Below are 20754 nucleotides of genomic sequence, written 5' to 3'. Positions count from 1 at the left end.
ACTGCATCAAAAAACGATCAGTGCTAGAATCCATTTTTAACTAGCAATCAGACTTGGAAAAATGGGAAATAATGTAGTTGTCCTCGGCACTCAATGGGGTGACGAAGGTAAAGGAAAGATCGTTGATCTTCTAACTGAAGACGCAAAATACGTTGTTCGCTATCAAGGCGGCCACAACGCAGGCCACACACTAGTTATCGACGGTGAAAAAACCGTACTCCACCTAATCCCATCAGGTATCCTTCATAAAAACGTTAAATGCATCATTGGTAATGGCGTAGTGCTATCACCAGATGCAATGCTGCATGAAATGAAAGAACTTGAAGAACGTGGTGTTCCTGTTCGTGAGAACCTATACATTTCTGAAGCGTGTCCACTAATTCTGCCATATCACGTAGCTCTTGATCAGGCTCGTGAAGCGGCACGCGGCAAGAAAGCGATTGGTACAACTGGTCGTGGTATCGGTCCTGCTTACGAAGATAAAGTAGCTCGTCGTGGTTTACGTGTTGGTGATTTAGCTAATAAAGAAGAGTTCGCTGCCAAACTGAAAGAAGTCATGGAATTCCATAACTTCCAGTTAGAACATTTCTACAAAGTTGAACCAGTAAGCTATGAAGAAGTGCTTGAACAAGTGATGGGTTATGCAGACCTATTAACTTCTATGGTTATCGATGTGACTAACGAACTAGACGCTGCTCGTAAACGTGGCGACAAAATCATGTTCGAAGGTGCTCAAGGTACTCTTCTAGACATCGACCATGGTACTTACCCATATGTTACCTCTTCTAACACGACTGCTGGTGGTGTTGCTGCAGGTTCAGGTTTTGGTCCTCGCCATTTAGGTTATATCTGCGGTATCGTGAAAGCATATTGCACACGTGTTGGTGCAGGTCCATTCCCGACTGAACTATTTGACGAAGTTGGCAACCACTTAGGCACTAAAGGCGCTGAGTTTGGTGCAACAACGGGTCGTGCACGTCGTTGTGGTTGGTTTGATGCAGTAGCTCTACGCCGCGCAGTTCAAATTAACTCTGTAACTGGCTTCTGCCTAACAAAACTTGATGTTTTAGACGGCCTAAAAGAAGTGAAAATCTGTACAGGTTACCAACTAGAAGACGGTACAGTACTAGAAGTGTCACCTCTAGCTGCTGATGCATACGAAGGTATTACTCCGATTTATGAAACTCTGCCAGGTTGGTCGGAAAGTACTTACGGTGCAACATCTATCGATAAACTACCTCAAGCGGCTCTTGATTACATCAAACGCATTGAAGAGTTAACTGGTGTGCCAATTGATATCGTATCAACAGGCCCAGACCGTCGTGAAACCATCATCAAATCTCACCCATTTGATGCATAATCCTTGGTGATTATTTGAGAAAAACCGGCTGACTAGCCGGTTTTTTTTATATTTATACCCAAGTAACTTCAAGATGCTGTTTCAGCGAGAATGGTTTCGCTCTTAGGCAAGGCACTGATTTGAAGACATAGTCATTCTACGTTGAAAGGGAATGACTATTCCTACCGTGATTGAGTTTGATCTAGGCTCGTTGATGAAGCTCTGAATCCTGCATCTTGAGGTCATTTGGGTATATACTTTCTTGGTTGGGTTAAATTTTGTTCAATCAAAACTCTTGGTCAGATGATAACTGAGCATGGTTGAGGAAAATTTTAATAGACAACCAGCACGCCATTTAATATCGAGCGGATCCGATTGGTGCAAATATGTTTCGGCTCTAACTCATTGTTGTGGCAAAAACATGTGATCTGGAGGCAAAAAATTGCCGCTGATCGACAAGTTTTGCCTAAAGAGATACTCTAGATGGTCGATACAAAGATCAAGCTTAGCCAGTGTGCACGTCGTACACTAAAAAAATGATGGCTAATAGAATTGATAAGAGTACAGCAATGAAGCTACGAACTATCGCAGCTTCGCTGATATTGGTGCTCCATGCTTCCTTGGCAACAGCAAAAGCAGCTGAGCTAACGGACGTAGGTGAACCTGTACCGATTTACAGCGAATCTGAGCTCATCAAACTGATTGAGCAGAACAAACATTTAGAACGTGTAAAAGCGGATAAGTGCCAGTTAGTGGAAGATATCGTTGCGCGTGCGACTCGTATCAACTTGCCTTCTTATGAGTTTCTGTATGGGGATATGTTAAGTTGGGGAGTCTGTGTTGATCGAGATATCGAGCTTGGTTTGTACTATATCGAAAGCGCGGCTCATCAGGGGTTACCTGCCGCTTTAGAGCGAATGGGGTCGTATTACGCTCATGGTACTTTTGTACAGCAGGATCGCGAAAAGGCTATCCCATATCTAAGAGAGGCCGCTAAAATGGGCGACCTTAATGCCCGTATTCAGCTCGCTGAATTATTGTTGAGAGATTATGGTAGCCCGTTAGACTACGAAGATGCGTACCGCTGGTTATACAACTCGGTAACGGCAGATAAGCGTCAGCATAAACGTATTACCTTATTACGTGAGGGGCTTGAGCAGAGAATGCCACAAAACATTATTGCTCGAGCTAAACGTAAAGAGACCTATTGGTAACCAGAACTCATCTGGTTATCACTGCTAAATTAGTATCCTTATCAACTGTTCTGTGACTGCTCGGCTTGCGAAACTTTCTGTTCTTGTTGTTGCAGTTGATACATTGCCCGATATTTTCCGTTTTCAATATTCATTAATTGCTCATGGTTACCTTGTTCGATTAACTGACCACGGTCGAGAACTAATATTTGATCGGCATGATGAATCGTTGACAATCGGTGGGCAACCACAATCATAGTGACTTTCCCTTGTAAGCGTTTCAGTGCTTTTTGCACCACTTGTTCTGTTTCACTATCGACATTCGCGGTGGCTTCATCAAGGAGTAAAATTTTCGGCGACCCTGCTAAAGCGCGTGCAATGATGAGTTGCTGTCGTTGTCCCGTGGATAAACGTAACCCGCCTTCCCCCAGTTCCGTTTGATAACCTTCTGGCATCTCCATGATGACATCATGCAGGTGTGCTTTTTTCGCTGCTTCTTCAATGTCGTGTTGATTCAGGTTTCGTCCCATATCGATGTTATCGAATAGCGTTGAAGCCAAAATGAAAGGCTCTTGTGGAATAAACCCCATCCCTGCACGGAGTGTGTCATGGTCAAAATCTGTGAGTGGGTGTCCATCAATCTCTATTGTGCCTTGTTGAGGTTGATAAAAATTCAGCAACAGACTCAGCAGGGTACTTTTACCGCTGCCAGTATGTCCGACAACTGCGAAAAACTGCCCTGCGCCAATTTCAATATCTAGCTGGTGCAATACGGGCTTGTTGTCTTGGTAGCCAAAAGAGACCTGGTTGAAATTAAGTTTTCCATACTCAATTTGGGCGTGAGTGTGATTGTCAGGCGTCATTGTTGGCTCTTGCAGAAGTTCGAATACTCGATCCCCGGCCACTATTGCTTGTTGGTAAAGGCTAAAACGCTGAGTAATTTCAACCAATGGTTCAGTAAAGCGACCTAAATAGTTGAGGTAGGCATAAAGCACACCAATTTCCGTAAACCCTTGGACGACTTTTAAACCAAAGAACCACACGACGCCAGCGAGTACCATAATGCTCAGTAAGTTGATCGCAGGGCGTAATAGAAATGATCCTATCGTAATGGTACGTAGGCGGGTGCCATAATAACGCTGGTTAATATGATCGAATTGATCGAGTTTTGTCTGTTGTTGATTAGTGGCTTGAATGACGGCCATACCACCGATAGATTCGCTGATCGTAGCGTTGATATCTGAACGGAGTTGACGGCTATCGGCGACGATATTGCCACTCAACTTTTGATAGATATAAATCATAATCACAATCGCTGGTATCAAGGCGAGTGCTACCAACATTAGGTGGACATCTAATATTGCCATGGCAGTAAGGATACCAATTAATAAAATTACGCTAGACAAGACATTAGAGAGAAACTGCACATAGATGTCTTTGATTGATTCCGTATCATTGGTGATACGACTGACCAATTGGCCAGTTCGAGCATAGTCGAAAAAAGACATGGGTAAGCGTAATACGTGGCCAAAGACGCGCTCACGAATATCAAGAACTGCATTTAAGGCAATATCAACGAACTTGAGTGTCTGCTGATATTTTAAATAGGTGCCTAAGAGTGTGGCGATAACGTATAGAGAGACCACCCCAGCAATCGGCCAGAAAGGGTAGTGATCGGGCATAATAAAACGATCGATAAATACCTTGCTCAACATTGGACCAAGTACATCAAGGGCGGTTGCAAACACAACCAACAAAACGGCTTTGATTAAGAGCGGACGGTCGGCAAAGACATAGCCCATTAGCAGCTTAAAAGAGCCAGATGGGTTGTTTGTGGAATCTGTGTTGGGATTAGTCATTATCCGCCCCTTCTATTGCTTGAGCCATTTGTTGATAAGCGGCCATTCTGGAATACCAGCCATCTTGGGTTATTAAATGTTGATGAGTTCCCCGTTCGGCGATAGATCCATGAGCGAGTACGATAATTTCATCAGCATGCTCAATCGCGGATAAGCGATGACTGATAATAATGACGGTTTGTGCTTGACGTTCGCGTAAGTGAGCGAGGATGGTTTGCTCTGTGCCTACATCGACAGCAGATAGAGCATCATCCAGAATAAGAACGGGCGCATTACTTATGAGGGCTCGAGCAATAGCAACCCGCTGGCGTTGCCCTCCTGATAGAGTGACACCTCTTTCTCCAACCAAAGTGACATAACCTTCAGGAAATTGCAGAATATCCTCATGAATCGCAGCAAGTTGAGCTGCTTGAAAAACCTCCTCATCACTTGCTCCTGCTCGTCCCATGCGAATGTTTTCTAAAATCGATGTACTAAATAAGAAGGAGTCTTGGGGAACATAAGCAAAGGTTGAGCGTAACTTTTCTAACTCTATATCCTGAATATTAATATTCCCAACGTATAGGGTATGATTTGTCGTTTCCCAATAACGCATGAGTACTTGGAGTAATGTGGTTTTACCGGAACCGGTAACTCCAGCCATTCCTAACACATGATTTTCCTCTAGGTTCAAATTGATATTTTTTAAACTAGGGTGTGGAGTATTGGGATAATTAAATGTCAAATCTTGGATTTGAATGTCATAGCGAATAGGCGTTTGCGTACCGTGATCAGCAATGGTGTCAGGTAAAGACAGTAATTCATGTAAACGGCCAATCGCAGCGTTACCTCGTTGCAAAATATTCATTAACCAGCCGAAAGCAAACATGGGCCAAATCAGTTCAGAAAGGTACATAGTAAAGCTGGTGAGCTGACCCACAGTGAGTAATCCTTGATGAATTTGCCAACCACCAACGAGTAGGGTGATAAGCAAAGACCCACCTAGGCTAATTTGAATGATAGGGTTAAATTTTGCTTCTGACCGTTGCACGCGATAATTACTTTCTGCCGCTTGTTCGGCAATTTTATTAAATTGTTGTTTCTCTATTTCTTCTCTGCCCATTGATTTGATCATTCTGATGCCGACCATGGCTTGTTGAGTTTGATCGTTAAGGGTCGAAAATTTATCAAGAGTTTCTTTAAATTGACGATGAATCAGGCTGGATAAGCGATAAAAAAGGAATCCCATAAAAGGAAAAGGAAGTAAGGCTAACGCTGCTAAGCGCCAGTCGATAAAGACGAACATCATAATAATGACTAATACAAAGGTGAGAAAGCCATCAAAGCCAGACAGTATCCCTTCACCAGCGGCGGTTTCTACCGCATCGATGTCGTTCGTTGCTCGAGCCATTAAATCGCCGGTCGAATTCGCGCTGTAAAATGCCTGGCCCTGTTTTGTTAAACGTTGGTAATACTGTTCGCGCAGTTTGTTTCCTAACAAGTAAGAAGTGCCAAACAGCAAACGTCGCCAACCATAGCGCAATAGATAGACACTCACCCCTGCAGCAAGCAGTAACCAGAGTAAATGCTCAGTATGAGCCATGTCTTTTGTCGCTAGTAATTGGTCAACAGATTGGCCGATGATCCATGGAATAGCCATATTAATTAGCCCAACTGAAAAGAGCATCAGTAGAGCTAGGGAATAGGTATGCCAATAGCGACGGAAAAACCATCCTAGGTGATTAAATAATTGCATATAAGTTTTGGTATTCCTGGTAACCGATTGCCAGTGTAACCTGTGCGATGTTTGACTATCTACCGCCAGATAAACCGAAAGTGACGTTTAACGAGATTTTTATGGTTACTTATGGTGTGAATTAAAGAGTGATAACTATATATCACTCTTTACTAATTTAAAATTCAAATGGGCGATTACCATACAAGTAACGGTTTGCTATAACACCTGTTCGCCAGACTTGATGACTGTGTCGCGTACGACTTGAGTGTAGTCGATGGCTTGTTGGCGAATTTTGTCTTCATCAACAGTTAATACACGACGATTTTGCATGATCAGTCTACCGTTGATAATGGAATCTTTAACGTTAGCAGAGTTTGCCGAGTAAACCAGCGCAGAATATGGGTTATAGATAGGTACCATGTTAGGCGCTTTGGTATCTATGACAATAACATCTGCAAGTTTGCCAACTTCAAGAGAACCTATTTTATCTTCCATATGTAATGCTCTGGCTCCGCCAATCGTTGCCATTTCAATGACTTTAATTGGTGGCATTGCACTACGATCGTGATTGACGAGTTTATGAAGTTTGGCCACTTGGTTGAATTCATCAATGATACTTAATGTATTACCAGACATTGGCCCATCCGTACCTAAACTTATACGTAATCCATCATCAAACATTTTGAGAGCAGGGGAGACACCTTTGGCGGCTTTAATATTGGCGCTCATGCAGTGCGCAATGCCAATATCTTCTTTCTTCGCAATCGCGATATCCTTGTCATTCACCAAAATCATATGCGCAGCGACAACATGGTGATTCAGAGCGCCGATACTTTCCATGTATTGCACGGGTGATAGGCCATTGGAGCGTTTGGCTATCACTTCAGCTTCATGATGAGTTTCTGCCAAGTGAATGAGTACAGGGACATTTTCCTGCTCTGATAGTTTAGCGACCTTTTGCAGTGTTTCGGTCGTGTTACTGTAAGGAGCATGAGGTGCGAACGCTGGCGTGATGAGCGGGTTATTGCGGTATTGCTTAATGAATTTCATCGCGTAATTGATGCCTGCGTCTGCGTTTTTAGCATCTGCGACCGGAAATTTTATGACGGTTTCGCCTAGTATTGCTCGCATCCCGATGTTTTCGACGGTTTTGGCCACTTCATCTTCGAAGTAATACATGTCGGCGTAAGTGGTAACGCCCCCTTTAACCATCTCAACGTTACCTAAGTTAGCGCCGATACGAACCATGTCACGAGAAACCAATTTGGATTCCAAAGGGAAAATATAGCGGTGCAAACGGTCTGGTACATCGTCGGCTAAAGAACGAAATACGGTCATTGATACATGGGTATGGGTGTTAATTAGACCCGGCATAATGATATCGCCATCGACATCCATTGTCTTTTTCGCTTGGAACTGATTGGTAATTGAATCATCGCCTACGGCAATGATTTCGTGATCTTTAATCACAACTGCGCCTTTGGAATAAACCGTTTTATCCCCATTCATAGTTAATACAAGGCCGTTTTTCAAAACAATATCGGCAGATTGGGCTGCTGATGCCGTAAAGGGTAATACACCTGCCATGGCTGTCAGTAATAGGGGAAGAGAAAAGCGCATAAAATGATGTCCTATCGAGCTATAAAATCCAGTGGCTATGATAAATCAGTTGGTTAGGGTTGTAACCCTGATGTATCAGAATGAGCAATTTACGGAATTAAACTGGGATAAAACGTCAAAGTTTAGTGGTTTTCGCTCACATGGGTGTAGCTTACTCATAGACTTAGATATACTTACCCCTAATAGAGGTAGCTAATACCCCTCTTTTTTCGAGCACAACAGTAGGACGATGAATGTCAGACAATATCAAGAACGACCCTTTTGCAGAGCGTGAATCTCAAAAATATGAAAATCCGGTGCCAAGCCGTGAGTTCATATTGGCGTTCTTAAAGCAAGCTAATGTACCAATGAATCGCAATGACTTATTCGAAGCTTTGGAACTGGAAGGTGAAGAGCAGTATGAAGGCCTGCGTCGCCGGCTGCGTGCAATGGAAAGAGACGGGCAATTAGTGTTTACCCGCCGCCAGTGTTATGCCTTACCTGAAAAACTTGAGCTAGTAAAAGGCTATGTTATTGGTCATCGCGATGGTCATGGATGGGTTCGCCCTGATGGAAGCACTGGCAAAGATAATGACATTTTGCTGCCACATCACCAGATGCGCACCATCATCCACGGAGACTATGTATTAGTTCAGCCTGCAGGCACGGATAAGCGCGGTCGAAAAGAAGGCCGCTTGGTTCGTGTTCTTGAGGAACGTAAGACACAAATTGTCGGTCGTTTCTTCCTTGATCAAGGCTATGCCTACGTTGTGCCTGATGATTCGCGCATTCACCAAGATATTCTTATTCCTGAAGAGCACCGCATGGGAGCTCGTATGGGCAATGTTGTGGTGATTGAAATTACGGATCGAGGGACTCGCAATCGAGGTATGATCGGACGTGTAGTGGAAGTGCTTGGCGAAAATATGGCGCCAGGTATGGAAACTCAAATCGCAATTCGCACCCATCAAATTCCTCACGAATGGCCTGAAGCGGTTGAAAAACAGATTCAAGGTTTAGGAGAAGAAGTACCAGAGGAAGCGAAGCAAGGACGTGTTGACTTACGTTCTCTTCCTCTCGTGACCATTGATGGCGAAGATGCACGTGACTTTGACGATGCTGTGTATTGTGAAGCGAAAAAAGGCGGCGGTTGGCGTCTGTGGGTAGCCATTGCGGATGTAAGCTATTATGTTCGCCCTGATACTGCGTTAGATAAAGAAGCGATTAACCGTGGTAACTCGGTTTATTTCCCTTCACAAGTTGTGCCGATGCTTCCGGAAGTGCTGTCGAATGGGCTGTGTTCATTGAACCCGCAAGTTGACCGTTTGTGCATGGTGTGTGAAATGACGGTATCGCAAAGCGGTAAGTTGTCAGGCTATAAACATTACGAAGCGGTAATGAATTCTCACGCGCGCCTTACTTACAATAAAGTCGCTGACATGCTGGAAGGGGACGAAGAGTTACGTGAACGCTACTCTCCGCTTGTTCCTCATCTCGAAGAACTGTATCGCATGTACCAAGTGCTAAAAACAGCACGTGAAGCTCGTGGTGCGATCGAGTTCGAAACAGTTGAAACTAAATTTATCTTCAATGCGAATCGTAAGATTGATCGTATTGAACCTGTGATTCGTAATGATGCACACAAGATCATTGAAGAGTGCATGATTTTGGCCAATATTGCATCAGCCTCGCTGGTGGAAAAAGCGAAAGAACCTGCTTTGTATCGTATCCATGAATCTCCGGGAGAGCAGCGCTTAGTTAGCTTTAGAGACTTTTTGGGTGAACTTGGTTTGAACTTGAACGGTGGATTAGAACCATCACCAACGGATTATGCACACCTGATGCATCAAGTTTTCCAGCGTCCGGATAAAGAGCTTATCCAAACCATGCTGCTACGTTCTATGAAGCAGGCCGTTTACAATGCGGATAACTGTGGTCACTTTGGTTTAGCACTTAAACGTTATGCGCACTTTACCTCGCCAATTCGCCGTTATCCGGATTTATTACTGCACCGCGCTATAAAATATCTTATTGCGAAAGAAAAAGGCCAAAATAAAGATCGTTGGACACCAACCGGAGGGTTCCATTACTCCTTCGATGATATGGATTTCTATGGTGAGCAGTGTTCGACGACTGAACGTCGTGCTGATGATGCCACTCGTGAAGTGTCAGATTGGCTCAAATGTGAATACATGCAAGATCACGTTGGTGAAGTATTAGATGGTGTGATTGCTAATGTGACTGGTTTCGGTTTCTTTGTACGCTTAACTGAGCTTCACATTGATGGCCTTGTGCATATTTCGTCACTGGCAAATGATTACTATCAATTTGATCCCGTCGGTCAACGCTTGGTAGGTGAATCTTTTGGTGCAATCTATCGTTTGGGGGATTCTGTAAAAGTTAAAGTCCAAGCAGTTAATCTAGATGAAAGACAAATTGACTTTGCTTTAGTCGAAACAAGTCGTAAAGTACGCGGCCGTGGTAAAACTGCGAAAAAACGCGCAGCAGAAGCAAGAGCCAAAGTTCGTGGCAATAAACCTAACCAATCGTTAGGAAAAGCTCAAAAAGCCATGCCGGATATAGAGCCGACTAAACGTCCTGATGAAGATGGCTCAACTCGGACTCGTAACAAGACCAAAGCTCAGAAAGCGCGTAAAAACAAAGCCCGTAATAAAACCGGCAAAGCGAAAAAGAAATAGGTAACGAATGAGTAACGAAATGATTTATGGAATTCACGCAGTAAAAGCTGTGCTTGAGCGTGATCCTGCCCGCTTTATTGAAGCGTATGTTCTAAAAGGACGTCAAGATGAGCGGTTACTGCCAGTATTGAATGAATTAGCACGTCTTGGTGTATCTATTCAGGAAATGGGGCGTAAAGCGCTAGACGATAAAGCGAAGGGAGCAAATCACCAGGGGTTGATTGCTCGAGTAACGCCTGCCAAAGTCCTTAATGAACATGATATTGATGGCATTCTTGCTCAGCATGAGCAGCCTTTGTTACTTGTACTTGATGGTGTTACAGACCCTCACAACCTCGGAGCATGTTTACGTAATGCAGATGCAGCTGGCGTTGCCGCGGTTATCGTACCAAAAGATAAATCAGCAGCGATGAACGCTACCGTGAGTAAAGTCGCGTGTGGCGCAGCAGAAACAGTACCTTTAGTCCGAGTAACAAACCTCGCTCGTACTATGCGTGCATTGCAAGAACAAGGCATTTGGTTTGTAGGAACAGCTGGTGAAGCGACACACGATATTTACCAAAGCAAACTTACTGGTCCTTTAGCGATCGTGATGGGTGCGGAAGGGGATGGCATGCGTCGTCTAACTCGTGAAACGTGTGATGACCTGATTAAAATTCCAATGGCAGGTTCGGTTTCGAGCTTGAACGTGTCTGTTGCCTCTGGTGTATGTCTGTTTGAAGCGGTACGTCAGCGTCTAGTGCGCTAAACGTATTACGTATTGATAGTGACTTACCTAGGTAAGTGATCAGCACAATATATCTATGTTTGAGCCCTACTCGTGAGTAGGGCTTTTTTGTAGCAGAATAAAGATATAGCAAGCACAAAATTAATTTCGTTTAATTTTCGACCAGTACTTGCATGTGCTCCAGCAACCTGTATAATGCGCCCCACTGGTTAAGCCAGTTGTGAACCAATGAGCGGCGAGGAGCTAGTAAATCCTTGTTGATTTATAAGGTAATGTATACTCTGCTTATGTTCGCAGTTAATAATTTTTGATATATAATATCTTTTTTTGTTAGCTGACAATGTGTCCAATCAGGACACTACGGTTTCACATAAATCAATCGGCATTCTCTCGCCCTATGCGAGCCAGAGTGGCGATATTGTTTGTGTAATTTTTAATAATTGGAGCTCTGTCTCATGCAGAACCAACGCATCCGTATCCGCCTTAAAGCGTTCGATTACAAACTAATCGATGCTTCTACTGCGGAAATCGTTGAAACAGCTAAGCGTACCGGCGCACAGGTTCGTGGTCCTATCCCACTACCTACTCGTAAAGAGCGTTTCACTGTTCTTATCTCTCCACACGTAAACAAAGATGCACGTGACCAGTACGAAATTCGTACTCACAAGCGTCTGATCGACATCGTAGAACCAACTGACAAGACTGTTGATGCTCTGATGCGTCTAGATCTTGCGGCTGGTGTTGATGTTCAAATCAGCCTAGGTTAAGGGAGTTAGAATAATGATTGGTCTAGTCGGACGTAAAGTGGGTATGACCCGCGTATTTACCGAAGAAGGCGTTTCTATCCCAGTAACTGTTGTGGAAGTTGAAGCGAACCGTGTGACTCAAGTTAAATCTCTTGATTCTGATGGTTACTCAGCAATCCAGATCACAGCTGGTGCTAAGAAAGCTAACCGCGTTACTAAACCAGAAGCTGGTCACTTTGCGAAAGCAAATGTTGAAGCTGGTCGCGGTCTTTGGGAATTCCGTTTAGAAAACGGCGAAGAGTTTGAAGTTGGTTCAGAACTAACTGTTGAACTTTTCAACGAAGTAAAAAAAGTAGACGTTACTGGTACATCTAAAGGTAAAGGCTTCCAAGGCGCAGTTAAGCGTTGGAACTTCCGTACTCAAGATATGACTCACGGTAACTCCTTGTCTCACCGTGCTCCTGGTTCTATCGGTCAATGTCAGACTCCAGGTCGCGTATTTAAAGGCAAGAAAATGGCAGGTCAAATGGGTGCTGAGCGTGTAACGACTCAAAACCTAGAGATCGTACGTGTTGACGCTGAGCGCAATCTGCTTCTTATCAAAGGTGCAGTACCAGGCTCAACTGGCGGTAACGTGATCGTGAAACCAGCTGTTAAAGCTAAAGCATAACGTCTAGGAGTAAGTAATGGAATTGATGGTTAAAGGTGCTAACGCACTAACTGTTTCCGAAACTACTTTCGGACGTGAGTTCAACGAAGCTCTTGTACACCAAGTAGTTGTTGCATACGCAGCAGGTGCTCGTCAAGGTACTCGTGCTCAAAAGACACGTTCAGAAGTTTCTGGCGGTGGCGCTAAGCCATGGCGTCAAAAAGGTACTGGCCGTGCTCGTGCTGGTACAATCCGTAGCCCAATCTGGCGTACAGGTGGTGTTACTTTTGCTGCGAAACCACAAGATCACAGCCAAAAAGTAAACAAAAAAATGTACCGTGGTGCTATGAAAGCAATTCTTTCTGAGCTAGTTCGTCAAGAGCGTCTAATCGTTGTTGAAGAATTCTCAGTAGAAGCACCAAAAACTAAAGAACTAGTAGCTAAGCTTAAAGAACTTGAGCTTAACGATGCACTTATCGTTACTGGTGAAGTAGACGAGAATCTATTCTTAGCTGCTCGTAACCTATACAAAGTTGACGTTCGTGACGCTTCTGGTATCGACCCAGTAAGCCTAATCGCGTTCGACAAAGTTGTAATGACTGCAGCTGCAGTTAAGCAAGTTGAGGAGATGCTAGGATGATCAAACAAGAGCGTCTACTAAAAGTTCTACGTGCTCCGCACATCTCTGAAAAAGCAACTATGGCTGCTGAAAACGGTAACACTATCGTATTCAAAGTAGCGATTGATGCGACTAAAAAAGAGATCAAAGCAGCTGTAGAAAAGCTATTTGAAGTTGAAGTTAAGTCTGTAAATACTCTTATCACTAAGGGTAAGACCAAACGTCAAGGTCTACGCCAAGGTCGCCGCAGCGACGTTAAAAAAGCGTACGTTACTTTGAAAGAAGGTCAAGATCTTGACTTTGTTGGCGGCGCGGAATAACAGGAGTAGTTGAAAAATGGCTATTGTTAAATGTAAGCCGACTTCGGCTGGTCGTCGTCACGTTGTTAAAATCGTAAACGCTGACCTATATAAAGGTAAGCCTTACGCACCACTTCTAGAGAAAAACTCTAAGAACGGTGGTCGTAACAACAACGGTCGTATTACTGTTCGTCACATCGGTGGCGGTCATAAGCAACACTACCGTGTGATTGACTTCAAACGTACTAAAGATGGTATCCCAGCTACAGTTGAGCGTATCGAATACGATCCAAACCGTAGTGCGAACATTGCTCTAGTACTATACAAAGACGGCGAACGTCGTTACATCATTGCACCTAAAGGTATCAAAGCTGGAGATCAAATCCAGTCTGGTGCTGACGCTGCAATCAAAGCGGGTAACGCACTACCTATGCGCAACATCCCAGTAGGTTCAACTGTACACAACGTTGAGCTTAAACCTGGTAAAGGCGCACAGCTAGCTCGTTCTGCTGGTGCATACGCACAAATCGTTGCTCGTGATGGTGCATACGTAACTATCCGTCTACGTTCTGGCGAAATGCGCAAAGTTCTTTCTGAAGGTCGTGCGACTATCGGTGAAGTTGGCAACCACGAACACATGCTTCGTGAGCTTGGTAAAGCAGGTGCAACTCGCTGGCGCGGTGTTCGTCCTACCGTTCGCGGTGTGGTAATGAACCCGGTTGACCACCCACACGGTGGTGGTGAAGGTCGTACTTCTGGTGGTCGTCACCCTGTATCTCCATGGGGCATGCCAACTAAAGGCTTCAAGACCCGTAAGAACAAACGCACTGACAAGTACATCGTACGTCGTCGTAATAAGTAATCTATTAAAGAGGATAAGCCATGCCACGTTCTCTCAAGAAAGGTCCATTTATTGACCTACACTTGCTGAAGAAGGTAGAGAAAGCGGTGGAAAGCGGAGACAAAAAGCCTATTAAGACTTGGTCCCGTCGTTCAATGATCATTCCTACAATGATCGGTTTGACCATCGCTGTCCATAATGGTCGTCAACACGTGCCAGTTTTCGTAACTGACGAGATGATCGGTCACAAACTGGGCGAATTCGCGCCTACACGTACTTACCGCGGTCATGCTGCGGATAAGAAAACTAAGAAGAAATAAGGAGTAGATGATGGAAGCTTTAGCTAAACATAACTTTGCTCGCATTTCTCCTCAGAAAGCTCGCTTAGTAGCAGATCTTATCCGTGGTAAAAGCGTAGACCAAGCTCTAGAAGTTCTAACTTTCAGCAACAAAAAAGCTGCTGAGCTAGTGAAGAAAGTTCTTGAGTCAGCTATCGCTAACGCGGAACACAACGAAGGTGCTGACATTGACGATCTACGTGTCGCTAAAATCTTCGTAGATGAGGGCCCTATCATGAAGCGTATTATGCCTCGTGCTAAAGGCCGTGCGGATCGTATCTTGAAGCGTTCAAGCCACATTACTGTGGTTGTCGCAGATCGCTAAGAGACTAGGAGAGTAAGCAATGGGTCAGAAAGTACATCCTAATGGTATTCGTCTTGGCATCGTTAAGCCTTGGAATGCTACATGGTTTGCTAACACCAACGAATTCGCTGACAACCTAGACGGCGACTTCAAGGTACGTCAATTCCTAAACAAGGAATTGGTAAAAGCGTCAGTATCACGCATCGTTATCGAACGTCCTGCGAAGAGCATCCGTGTGACTATTCACACTGCTCGCCCAGGTGTTGTTATCGGTAAGAAAGGTGAAGACGTTGAGAAGCTACGCGCAGCTGTAGCGAAAATTTCAGGTGTACCAGCACAAATCAACATCGCTGAAGTACGTAAACCTGAGCTAGACGGTCAATTAGTGGCTGATAGCATCGCGTCTCAGCTAGAGCGTCGTGTTATGTTCCGTCGTGCTATGAAGCGCGCGGTACAAAACGCAATGCGTCTAGGCGCTAAAGGTATCAAAGTTGAAGTAAGTGGTCGTCTAGGCGGCGCTGAAATCGCACGTACTGAGTGGTACCGTGAAGGCCGTGTGCCTCTACACACTCTTCGTGCTGACATTGATTACGCGACTTCTTCTGCTCACACTCAATACGGTGTGATTGGCGTTAAAGTTTGGATCTTCAAAGGTGAGATTCTAGGCGGTATGCCAGTTGCTGAACCTAAGAGTGAAAAGCCTAAGAAGCAGCGCAAAGGCCGTAAGTAAGGAGTCGACAGATGCTACAACCTAAACGTACTAAGTTCCGTAAGGTTCATACAGGTCGTAACCGTGGTCTAGCTAAAGGTACTGAAGTATCATTCGGTACTTTCGGTTTGAAAGCTGTAGGCCGTGGTCGTCTAACTGCTCGTCAAATCGAAGCGGCACGTCGTGCTATGACACGTCACATTAAGCGTCAAGGTCAAATCTGGATCCGTGTTTTCCCAGACAAACCTATCACAGAAAAACCACTTGAAGTTCGTCAAGGTAAGGGTAAAGGTAACGTTGAGTACTGGGTAGCCCAAATCCAACCTGGTAAGGTTATGTACGAAGTTGATGGTGTACCTGAAGAATTGGCTCGTGAAGCGTTCCGTCTAGCGGCACGTAAACTGCCATTCAAAACTACATTTGTAACTAAGCAGGTGATGTGATGAAAGCACTAGATCTACGCGAAAAGAGCGTTGAAGAGCTTAATGCTGAGCTATTGAATTTGTTGAAAGAACAGTTCAACTTGCGTATGCAAGCTGCAACTGGTCAACTACAGCAAACTCATACTCTGAAAGCTGTACGCCGTGATATCGCACGTGTGAAAACTGTTTTGACTGAGAAGGCAGGCGCATAATGAGCGACAAAATCCGTACCCAGCAAGGTCGTGTTATCAGCAACAAAATGGACAAGTCTATTGTTGTTGCTATCGAACGTTTCGTAAAACACCCAATTTACGGCAAGTTCGTTAAACGTACGACTAAACTGCACGCACACGACGAAAACAACGAATGTGGCCAAGGCGACGTAGTTGAAATTCAAGAGTGTCGTCCACTGTCTAAGACTAAATCTTGGACATTGGTAAAAGTTTTGGAAAAAGCGAAAATCTAATTTTCCTTTTCTAAAAACAAAAGCGGCTCCGGAATTTTTTGGAGCCGCTTGTTTTTTGACTACCCTTTCTAAAAAAAGGGTGGTACAATTCGCGTCCCTTTTAAAGAGGCAGCCCGACCCGAGAGGGTCTAGTTTTTTTATATTTAGCGGAGCACTAACATGATCCAAATGCAAAGTATGCTGGACGCAGCTGATAACTCAGGCGCTCGCAGCGTAATGTGTATTAAGGTTCTGGGTGGCTCTCACCGCCGTTACGCTCATGTGGGCGACATCATTAAAGTTACTGTTAAGGAAGCAATTCCTCGCGGTAAAGTTAAAAAAGGTGATGTAATGAAGGCGGTTGTAGTGCGCACCCGTAAAGGCGTACGTCGTCAGGACGGTTCTGTCATTCGCTTCGACCGTAATGCTTGCGTATTGTTGAATAACAACACTGAGCAACCAATCGGTACACGTATCTTTGGTCCAGTGACTCGTGAACTTCGTAATGCGAAATTCATGAAGATTGTATCACTGGCTCCAGAAGTTCTGTAAGGAGCGGCAAACAATGGCAGCTAAAATCCGTCGTAACGACGAAGTAATCGTTCTTGCTGGTAAAGACAAAGGCAAGAAAGGTAAAGTAACTAAGGTCCTAACAACTGGTAAAGTTATCGTTGAAGGTATCAACCTAGTTAAGAAACATCAAAAACCTGTTCCAGCTCTTGGTACTCAAGGTGGTATCGTTGAGCAAGAAGCAGCGATTGATGCATCTAACGTGGCTATCTTTAACGCAGCTACTGGTAAAGCGGACCGTATCGGTTTCCGTTTTGAAGAAGGCAAAAAAGTGCGTTTCTTCAAGTCAAACGGCGAAACAATTAAGTAATTTGGAGTTCTACTATGGCGAAACTGCATGATTACTACAAGTCGTCTGTAGTCGCTGATCTGACCAAACAGTTCAGCTACACAAGCGTCATGCAAGTCCCTAGAATTGAGAAAATCACCCTCAATATGGGCGTTGGTGAAGCAATCAACGATAAGAAACTATTAGAAAACGCAGCAGCTGATATGGCTACGATCTCTGGTCAAAAACCACTGATCACTAAAGCTCGTAAATCTGTTGCAGGTTTCAAAATTCGTGAAGGCTACCCAATTGGTTGTAAAGTAACCTTGCGTGGCGAACGCATGTGGGATTTCTTCGAGCGTTTAATCTCGATTGCACTTCCACGTGTACGTGACTTCCGCGGTGTTAGCGCAAAATCTTTTGATGGACGCGGTAACTACAGCATGGGCGTTCGCGAGCAAATCATCTTCCCGGAAATCGACTACGATAAAGTCGATCGCGTGCGCGGTCTTGATATCACTATCACGACTACTGCAAGCACCGATGAGGAAGGCCGTGCTCTGCTGGCTGCCTTTAACTTCCCATTCCGTAAGTAAGGTGAAGGGTTACTGTTATGGCTAAACAATCAATGAAGGCACGTGAAGATAAACGTGCGAAGCTAGTAGCTAAGTATGCTGAAAAGCGTGCAGCGCTAAAAGCAACAATCAGCGATGTAAACGCATCTGAAGAAGAACGTTGGGCAGCAGTTCTTAAACTGCAAGCTCTTCCACGTGATTCAAGTGCATCACGTCAGCGCAACCGTTGTAACCAAACTGGTCGTCCACACGGTTACCTACGTAAATTCGGTCTGAGCCGTATCAAAGTTCGTGAAGCTTGCATGAAAGGCGAGATTCCTGGACTTCGTAAGGCTAGCTGGTAATTGCCACTTAATCATTTGGAGTAAAGTTTATGAGCATGCAAGATCCGATTTCGGATATGCTGACCCGTATTCGTAACGGTCAGGCAGCAAACAAAGTTGCTGTTAAAATGCCTTCTTCAAAGCTTAAAGTTGCAATTGCTGCACTACTTAAAGCTGAAGGTTACATCGTTGACTTCGCTGTAAACAGCGAAGCAAAACCTGAGCTAGAAGTTACTCTTAAGTACTTCCAAGCGAAACCAGTAATCGAGCAAATCCAACGTGTTTCACGTCCTGGTCTGCGCGTCTACAAGAAAAAAGACGAGCTACCATCAGTGATGGGCGGTCTGGGTGTTGCTGTTGTTTCCACTTCCAAGGGTCTGATGTCAGACCGTGCAGCTCGCAAAGCGGGTCTTGGCGGTGAAATCATTTGCTACGTAGCTTAATTTAAGGAGTAGGATATGTCTCGTGTTGCTAAAGCACCTGTCGCTATTCCAGCTGGCGTAGAGGTGAAATTAAACGGCCAAGAGATCACTGTAAAAGGTGCTAAAGGTGAATTGACTCGTGCATTCAACAACGCTGTTGTTATTGCTCAAGAAGAAAACCACCTAACTTTCGGTCCACGCGAAGGTGTTGCAAACGCTTGGGCACAAGCAGGTACTGCTCGTGCACTAGTTAACAACATGGTTATCGGCGTTACTGAAGGCTTCTCTAAGAAATTAGTTCTTAAAGGTGTTGGTTACCGTGCTGCTGTTAAAGGCAACGCTGTAGCTCTAACTCTAGGCTTCTCGCACCCTGTTGAGCATGAATTGCCAGCAGGTATTAAGGCTGAGTGTCCAACTCAAACTGACATCGTAATTTCTGGTTGTTCTAAGGAATTAGTTGGTCAAGTTGCTTCGGATATTCGTTCTTACCGTGAACCTGAACCTTATAAAGGTAAAGGTGTTCGTTACGCAGATGAAAATGTGCGTACTAAAGAAGCTAAGAAGAAGTAAGGTAACGCTATGGATAAGAAAGCATCTCGCATCCGTCGTGCCACTCGCGCACGTCGTAAGATTGCAGAACTGGGTGCAACTCGCCTAGTAGTACACCGTACTCCTCGTCACGTGTACGCACAGGTGATTGCAGCTAATGGCTCTGAGGTTATCGCAGCAGCTTCTACTGTAGAAAAAGCGATCCGTGAGCAGGTTAAAAACACCGGTAACATCGATGCTGCTAAAGCAGTAGGTAAAGCTATTGCTGAGCGTGCGCTTGAAAAAGGCGTAACTGCAGTTGCATTTGATCGTTCTGGTTTCCAATACCACGGTCGAGTAGCGGCGCTAGCAGATACTGCTCGCGAAGCTGGTCTGAAATTCTAAGGTAGGGTTGGAAGATGGCTAAAGAACAACAACAAGCTAATGATTTGCAAGAAAAGCTAATCGCAGTTAACCGTGTTTCTAAGACGGTTAAAGGTGGTCGAATCATGAGCTTCACTGCACTAACAGTAGTTGGTGACGGTAACGGTCGTGTAGGTTTCGGTTACGGCAAAGCTCGTGAAGTACCTGCAGCGATTCAAAAAGCAATGGAAAAAGCGCGTCGTAACATGACTACTATCGCGCTTAACGAAGGCACTCTTCACCACGCAGTGAAAGGTCGCCATTCGGGCTCTAAAGTTTACATGCAGCCAGCATCAGAAGGTACAGGTGTTATCGCAGGTGGTGCGATGCGTGCAGTACTAGAAGTTGCCGGTGTACACAACGTACTATCTAAAGCATACGGTTCTACGAACCCTATCAACATCGTTCGTGCTACGATCGATGCACTAGGTAGCATGAAGTCACCAGAAATGGTTGCTGCTAAACGTGGTCTAACTGTTGAATCTATTTCGGAGTAAGAACACCATGGCAACTATTAAAGTAACTCAAACTAAAAGCTCAATTGGTCGCCTACCTAAGCATAAAGCTACTTTGCGTGGTCTAGGCCTTCGTCGCATCAACCATACAGTTGAACTTGAAGATACACCGTGTGTACGCGGTATGATCAACAAGGTTAACTACATGGTTAAAGTTGAGGAGTAATCAGAATGCGTTTGAATACTCTATCACCGGCTGCGGGTTCTAAACCTTCTAAGAAGCGTTTAGGTCGTGGTATCGGTTCTGGCCTTGGTAAAACAGGTGGCCGTGGTCACAAAGGTCAAAAGTCACGTTCTGGCGGTAAAGTTCGTCCAGGTTTCGAAGGCGGTCAAATGCCATTGAAACAACGTCTACCTAAATTCGGTTTCACTTCTCGTAAGAGCTTAGTGTCTGCTGAAGTTCGTCTAGGTGAGCTAGCGAAAGTGACTGGTGACGTAGTTGATCTAAACAGCCTTAAAGCAGCTAACGTTGTTGCTAAGAACATCGAAAATGTTAAAGTTGTTCTATCTGGCGAGATCAGCAAAGCTGTGACTGTTAAAGGTCTACGCGTGACTAAAGGCGCTAAAGCTGCAATCGAAGCTGCAGGCGGTAAAATCGAGGAATAATCTCGAGGATTGAGGTACA

28 protein-coding genes are annotated in these 20754 nt (G+C 44.7%); 25 read left to right on the top strand and 3 right to left on the bottom strand.

What is annotated here, in order from left to right:
* Positions 1 to 61: 61 nt before the first annotated feature.
* Both I1A42_RS14815 and motX read left to right on the top strand, forming a co-directional pair.
* A complete protein-coding gene (locus tag I1A42_RS14815; RefSeq protein WP_161153632.1) occupies positions 62 to 1360 on the top strand; it encodes an adenylosuccinate synthase in 1299 nt (432 codons plus the stop codon).
* Between the two features lie 548 nt (positions 1361 to 1908).
* Positions 1909 to 2553 carry a flagellar protein MotX gene (gene motX / locus I1A42_RS14810; RefSeq protein ID WP_161153633.1) on the top strand — a complete coding sequence of 215 codons (645 nt, stop codon included), beginning with the start codon at positions 1909 to 1911 and terminating at the stop codon, positions 2551 to 2553.
* Positions 2554 to 2594: 41 nt separating this feature from the next.
* On the opposite strand, the gene I1A42_RS14805 is transcribed toward motX, so the two are convergent.
* From I1A42_RS14805 to I1A42_RS14795, 3 genes are all read right to left on the bottom strand, one after another.
* Complete coding sequence (locus I1A42_RS14805) at positions 2595 to 4391, bottom strand: ABC transporter ATP-binding protein (RefSeq protein ID WP_196123914.1); 1797 nt, start codon at positions 4389 to 4391, stop codon at positions 2595 to 2597.
* Positions 4384 to 6126: an ABC transporter ATP-binding protein gene (locus I1A42_RS14800; RefSeq protein ID WP_196123913.1), complete on the bottom strand. Its 1743-nt coding sequence runs from the start codon at positions 6124 to 6126 to the stop codon at positions 4384 to 4386. The genes I1A42_RS14805 and I1A42_RS14800 overlap by 8 nt, the downstream gene beginning before the upstream one ends.
* A gap of 198 nt (positions 6127 to 6324) precedes the next feature.
* On the bottom strand, positions 6325 to 7728 hold the full coding sequence (locus tag I1A42_RS14795) for an amidohydrolase (RefSeq protein ID WP_196123912.1): 1404 nt from the start codon (positions 7726 to 7728) through the stop codon (positions 6325 to 6327).
* Between the two features lie 233 nt (positions 7729 to 7961).
* Here I1A42_RS14795 and rnr point away from each other — a divergent pair, with 233 nt between their 5' ends.
* The 23 genes from rnr (at position 7962) to rplO (ending at position 20735) form a co-directional block, all read left to right on the top strand.
* On the top strand, positions 7962 to 10406 hold the full coding sequence (gene rnr, locus I1A42_RS14790; RefSeq protein WP_161153637.1) for a ribonuclease R: 2445 nt from the start codon (positions 7962 to 7964) through the stop codon (positions 10404 to 10406).
* Between the two features lie 7 nt (positions 10407 to 10413).
* Entirely contained in the window at positions 10414 to 11154 is a 741-nt protein-coding gene (gene rlmB, locus I1A42_RS14785; protein WP_161153638.1) for a 23S rRNA (guanosine(2251)-2'-O)-methyltransferase RlmB, read from the top strand.
* 434 nt (positions 11155 to 11588) lie between these two features.
* Entirely contained in the window at positions 11589 to 11900 is a 312-nt protein-coding gene (rpsJ, locus tag I1A42_RS14780) for a 30S ribosomal protein S10 (protein WP_001181007.1), read from the top strand.
* A 13-nt stretch (positions 11901 to 11913) separates the two neighbouring features.
* The gene (rplC, locus tag I1A42_RS14775) at positions 11914 to 12549 is read left to right on the top strand and encodes a 50S ribosomal protein L3 (RefSeq protein WP_161153639.1); all 636 of its coding nucleotides are present in this window, start codon (positions 11914 to 11916) and stop codon (positions 12547 to 12549) included.
* Between the two features lie 16 nt (positions 12550 to 12565).
* The gene (gene rplD, locus I1A42_RS14770) at positions 12566 to 13168 is read left to right on the top strand and encodes a 50S ribosomal protein L4 (protein WP_161153640.1); all 603 of its coding nucleotides are present in this window, start codon (positions 12566 to 12568) and stop codon (positions 13166 to 13168) included.
* Positions 13165 to 13467: a 50S ribosomal protein L23 gene (rplW, locus tag I1A42_RS14765; RefSeq protein WP_161153641.1), complete on the top strand. Its 303-nt coding sequence runs from the start codon at positions 13165 to 13167 to the stop codon at positions 13465 to 13467. Before rplD ends, rplW begins: the two co-directional genes overlap by 4 nt.
* Positions 13468 to 13483: 16 nt before the next feature.
* Positions 13484 to 14308: a 50S ribosomal protein L2 gene (gene rplB / locus I1A42_RS14760; protein WP_161153642.1), complete on the top strand. Its 825-nt coding sequence runs from the start codon at positions 13484 to 13486 to the stop codon at positions 14306 to 14308.
* A 20-nt stretch (positions 14309 to 14328) separates the two neighbouring features.
* Positions 14329 to 14607 (top strand): 30S ribosomal protein S19, encoded by a 279-nt coding sequence (gene rpsS, locus I1A42_RS14755; RefSeq protein WP_161153643.1) that lies wholly within the window; start codon positions 14329 to 14331, stop codon positions 14605 to 14607.
* Positions 14608 to 14617: 10 nt separating this feature from the next.
* Positions 14618 to 14950, top strand: a complete 333-nt coding sequence (gene rplV / locus I1A42_RS14750) for a 50S ribosomal protein L22 (protein ID WP_161153730.1) — start codon at positions 14618 to 14620, stop codon at positions 14948 to 14950.
* Between the two features lie 19 nt (positions 14951 to 14969).
* A complete protein-coding gene (rpsC, locus tag I1A42_RS14745; RefSeq protein ID WP_161153644.1) occupies positions 14970 to 15659 on the top strand; it encodes a 30S ribosomal protein S3 in 690 nt (229 codons plus the stop codon).
* An 11-nt stretch (positions 15660 to 15670) separates the two neighbouring features.
* Complete coding sequence (gene rplP / locus I1A42_RS14740) at positions 15671 to 16081, top strand: 50S ribosomal protein L16 (protein ID WP_161153645.1); 411 nt, start codon at positions 15671 to 15673, stop codon at positions 16079 to 16081.
* The gene (rpmC, locus tag I1A42_RS14735) at positions 16081 to 16272 is read left to right on the top strand and encodes a 50S ribosomal protein L29 (protein ID WP_004728606.1); all 192 of its coding nucleotides are present in this window, start codon (positions 16081 to 16083) and stop codon (positions 16270 to 16272) included. The genes rplP and rpmC overlap by 1 nt, the downstream gene beginning before the upstream one ends.
* Positions 16272 to 16526 (top strand): 30S ribosomal protein S17, encoded by a 255-nt coding sequence (gene rpsQ / locus I1A42_RS14730; protein ID WP_161153646.1) that lies wholly within the window; start codon positions 16272 to 16274, stop codon positions 16524 to 16526. Before rpmC ends, rpsQ begins: the two co-directional genes overlap by 1 nt.
* Positions 16527 to 16685: 159 nt before the next feature.
* Positions 16686 to 17057: a 50S ribosomal protein L14 gene (rplN, locus tag I1A42_RS14725; RefSeq protein ID WP_123016978.1), complete on the top strand. Its 372-nt coding sequence runs from the start codon at positions 16686 to 16688 to the stop codon at positions 17055 to 17057.
* A gap of 13 nt (positions 17058 to 17070) precedes the next feature.
* Positions 17071 to 17385, top strand: a complete 315-nt coding sequence (gene rplX, locus I1A42_RS14720; protein WP_161153647.1) for a 50S ribosomal protein L24 — start codon at positions 17071 to 17073, stop codon at positions 17383 to 17385.
* Between the two features lie 14 nt (positions 17386 to 17399).
* Positions 17400 to 17939, top strand: coding sequence for a 50S ribosomal protein L5 (rplE, locus tag I1A42_RS14715; protein WP_161153648.1), 540 nt, complete (start codon positions 17400 to 17402; stop codon positions 17937 to 17939).
* Between the two features lie 17 nt (positions 17940 to 17956).
* The gene (gene rpsN / locus I1A42_RS14710) at positions 17957 to 18262 is read left to right on the top strand and encodes a 30S ribosomal protein S14 (RefSeq protein ID WP_161153649.1); all 306 of its coding nucleotides are present in this window, start codon (positions 17957 to 17959) and stop codon (positions 18260 to 18262) included.
* A 29-nt stretch (positions 18263 to 18291) separates the two neighbouring features.
* Positions 18292 to 18684, top strand: a complete 393-nt coding sequence (gene rpsH / locus I1A42_RS14705; protein WP_161153650.1) for a 30S ribosomal protein S8 — start codon at positions 18292 to 18294, stop codon at positions 18682 to 18684.
* Between the two features lie 15 nt (positions 18685 to 18699).
* Positions 18700 to 19233, top strand: a complete 534-nt coding sequence (rplF, locus tag I1A42_RS14700; protein ID WP_161153651.1) for a 50S ribosomal protein L6 — start codon at positions 18700 to 18702, stop codon at positions 19231 to 19233.
* 9 nt (positions 19234 to 19242) lie between these two features.
* On the top strand, positions 19243 to 19596 hold the full coding sequence (rplR, locus tag I1A42_RS14695) for a 50S ribosomal protein L18 (protein ID WP_161153652.1): 354 nt from the start codon (positions 19243 to 19245) through the stop codon (positions 19594 to 19596).
* Between the two features lie 14 nt (positions 19597 to 19610).
* A complete protein-coding gene (gene rpsE / locus I1A42_RS14690; protein ID WP_161153653.1) occupies positions 19611 to 20111 on the top strand; it encodes a 30S ribosomal protein S5 in 501 nt (166 codons plus the stop codon).
* Positions 20112 to 20118: 7 nt separating this feature from the next.
* The gene (rpmD, locus tag I1A42_RS14685; RefSeq protein ID WP_161153654.1) at positions 20119 to 20295 is read left to right on the top strand and encodes a 50S ribosomal protein L30; all 177 of its coding nucleotides are present in this window, start codon (positions 20119 to 20121) and stop codon (positions 20293 to 20295) included.
* A gap of 5 nt (positions 20296 to 20300) precedes the next feature.
* A complete protein-coding gene (gene rplO, locus I1A42_RS14680; protein WP_161153655.1) occupies positions 20301 to 20735 on the top strand; it encodes a 50S ribosomal protein L15 in 435 nt (144 codons plus the stop codon).
* The last annotated feature ends 19 nt before the right edge of the window (positions 20736 to 20754 follow it).

The sequence above is a fragment of the Vibrio nitrifigilis genome, from assembly GCF_015686695.1.
In the GTDB taxonomy this organism is placed as follows: Bacteria; Pseudomonadota; Gammaproteobacteria; order Enterobacterales; family Vibrionaceae; genus Vibrio; species Vibrio nitrifigilis.
Note: the sequence above shows the minus strand (reverse complement) of the source record. Positions and strands in the feature narration are given on the sequence as shown.

Coding starts and splice junctions, on each gene's coding strand:
- I1A42_RS14815 (WP_161153632.1), top strand. CDS start 62: ATGGGAAATAATGTAGTTGTCCTCGGCACTCAATGGGGTGACGAAGGT.
- motX (WP_161153633.1), top strand. CDS start 1,909: ATGAAGCTACGAACTATCGCAGCTTCGCTGATATTGGTGCTCCATGCT.
- I1A42_RS14805 (WP_196123914.1), bottom strand. CDS start 4,391: ATGACTAATCCCAACACAGATTCCACAAACAACCCATCTGGCTCTTTT.
- I1A42_RS14800 (WP_196123913.1), bottom strand. CDS start 6,126: ATGCAATTATTTAATCACCTAGGATGGTTTTTCCGTCGCTATTGGCAT.
- I1A42_RS14795 (WP_196123912.1), bottom strand. CDS start 7,728: ATGCGCTTTTCTCTTCCCCTATTACTGACAGCCATGGCAGGTGTATTA.
- rnr (WP_161153637.1), top strand. CDS start 7,962: ATGTCAGACAATATCAAGAACGACCCTTTTGCAGAGCGTGAATCTCAA.
- rlmB (WP_161153638.1), top strand. CDS start 10,414: ATGAGTAACGAAATGATTTATGGAATTCACGCAGTAAAAGCTGTGCTT.
- rpsJ (WP_001181007.1), top strand. CDS start 11,589: ATGCAGAACCAACGCATCCGTATCCGCCTTAAAGCGTTCGATTACAAA.
- rplC (WP_161153639.1), top strand. CDS start 11,914: ATGATTGGTCTAGTCGGACGTAAAGTGGGTATGACCCGCGTATTTACC.
- rplD (WP_161153640.1), top strand. CDS start 12,566: ATGGAATTGATGGTTAAAGGTGCTAACGCACTAACTGTTTCCGAAACT.
- rplW (WP_161153641.1), top strand. CDS start 13,165: ATGATCAAACAAGAGCGTCTACTAAAAGTTCTACGTGCTCCGCACATC.
- rplB (WP_161153642.1), top strand. CDS start 13,484: ATGGCTATTGTTAAATGTAAGCCGACTTCGGCTGGTCGTCGTCACGTT.
- rpsS (WP_161153643.1), top strand. CDS start 14,329: ATGCCACGTTCTCTCAAGAAAGGTCCATTTATTGACCTACACTTGCTG.
- rplV (WP_161153730.1), top strand. CDS start 14,618: ATGGAAGCTTTAGCTAAACATAACTTTGCTCGCATTTCTCCTCAGAAA.
- rpsC (WP_161153644.1), top strand. CDS start 14,970: ATGGGTCAGAAAGTACATCCTAATGGTATTCGTCTTGGCATCGTTAAG.
- rplP (WP_161153645.1), top strand. CDS start 15,671: ATGCTACAACCTAAACGTACTAAGTTCCGTAAGGTTCATACAGGTCGT.
- rpmC (WP_004728606.1), top strand. CDS start 16,081: ATGAAAGCACTAGATCTACGCGAAAAGAGCGTTGAAGAGCTTAATGCT.
- rpsQ (WP_161153646.1), top strand. CDS start 16,272: ATGAGCGACAAAATCCGTACCCAGCAAGGTCGTGTTATCAGCAACAAA.
- rplN (WP_123016978.1), top strand. CDS start 16,686: ATGATCCAAATGCAAAGTATGCTGGACGCAGCTGATAACTCAGGCGCT.
- rplX (WP_161153647.1), top strand. CDS start 17,071: ATGGCAGCTAAAATCCGTCGTAACGACGAAGTAATCGTTCTTGCTGGT.
- rplE (WP_161153648.1), top strand. CDS start 17,400: ATGGCGAAACTGCATGATTACTACAAGTCGTCTGTAGTCGCTGATCTG.
- rpsN (WP_161153649.1), top strand. CDS start 17,957: ATGGCTAAACAATCAATGAAGGCACGTGAAGATAAACGTGCGAAGCTA.
- rpsH (WP_161153650.1), top strand. CDS start 18,292: ATGAGCATGCAAGATCCGATTTCGGATATGCTGACCCGTATTCGTAAC.
- rplF (WP_161153651.1), top strand. CDS start 18,700: ATGTCTCGTGTTGCTAAAGCACCTGTCGCTATTCCAGCTGGCGTAGAG.
- rplR (WP_161153652.1), top strand. CDS start 19,243: ATGGATAAGAAAGCATCTCGCATCCGTCGTGCCACTCGCGCACGTCGT.
- rpsE (WP_161153653.1), top strand. CDS start 19,611: ATGGCTAAAGAACAACAACAAGCTAATGATTTGCAAGAAAAGCTAATC.
- rpmD (WP_161153654.1), top strand. CDS start 20,119: ATGGCAACTATTAAAGTAACTCAAACTAAAAGCTCAATTGGTCGCCTA.
- rplO (WP_161153655.1), top strand. CDS start 20,301: ATGCGTTTGAATACTCTATCACCGGCTGCGGGTTCTAAACCTTCTAAG.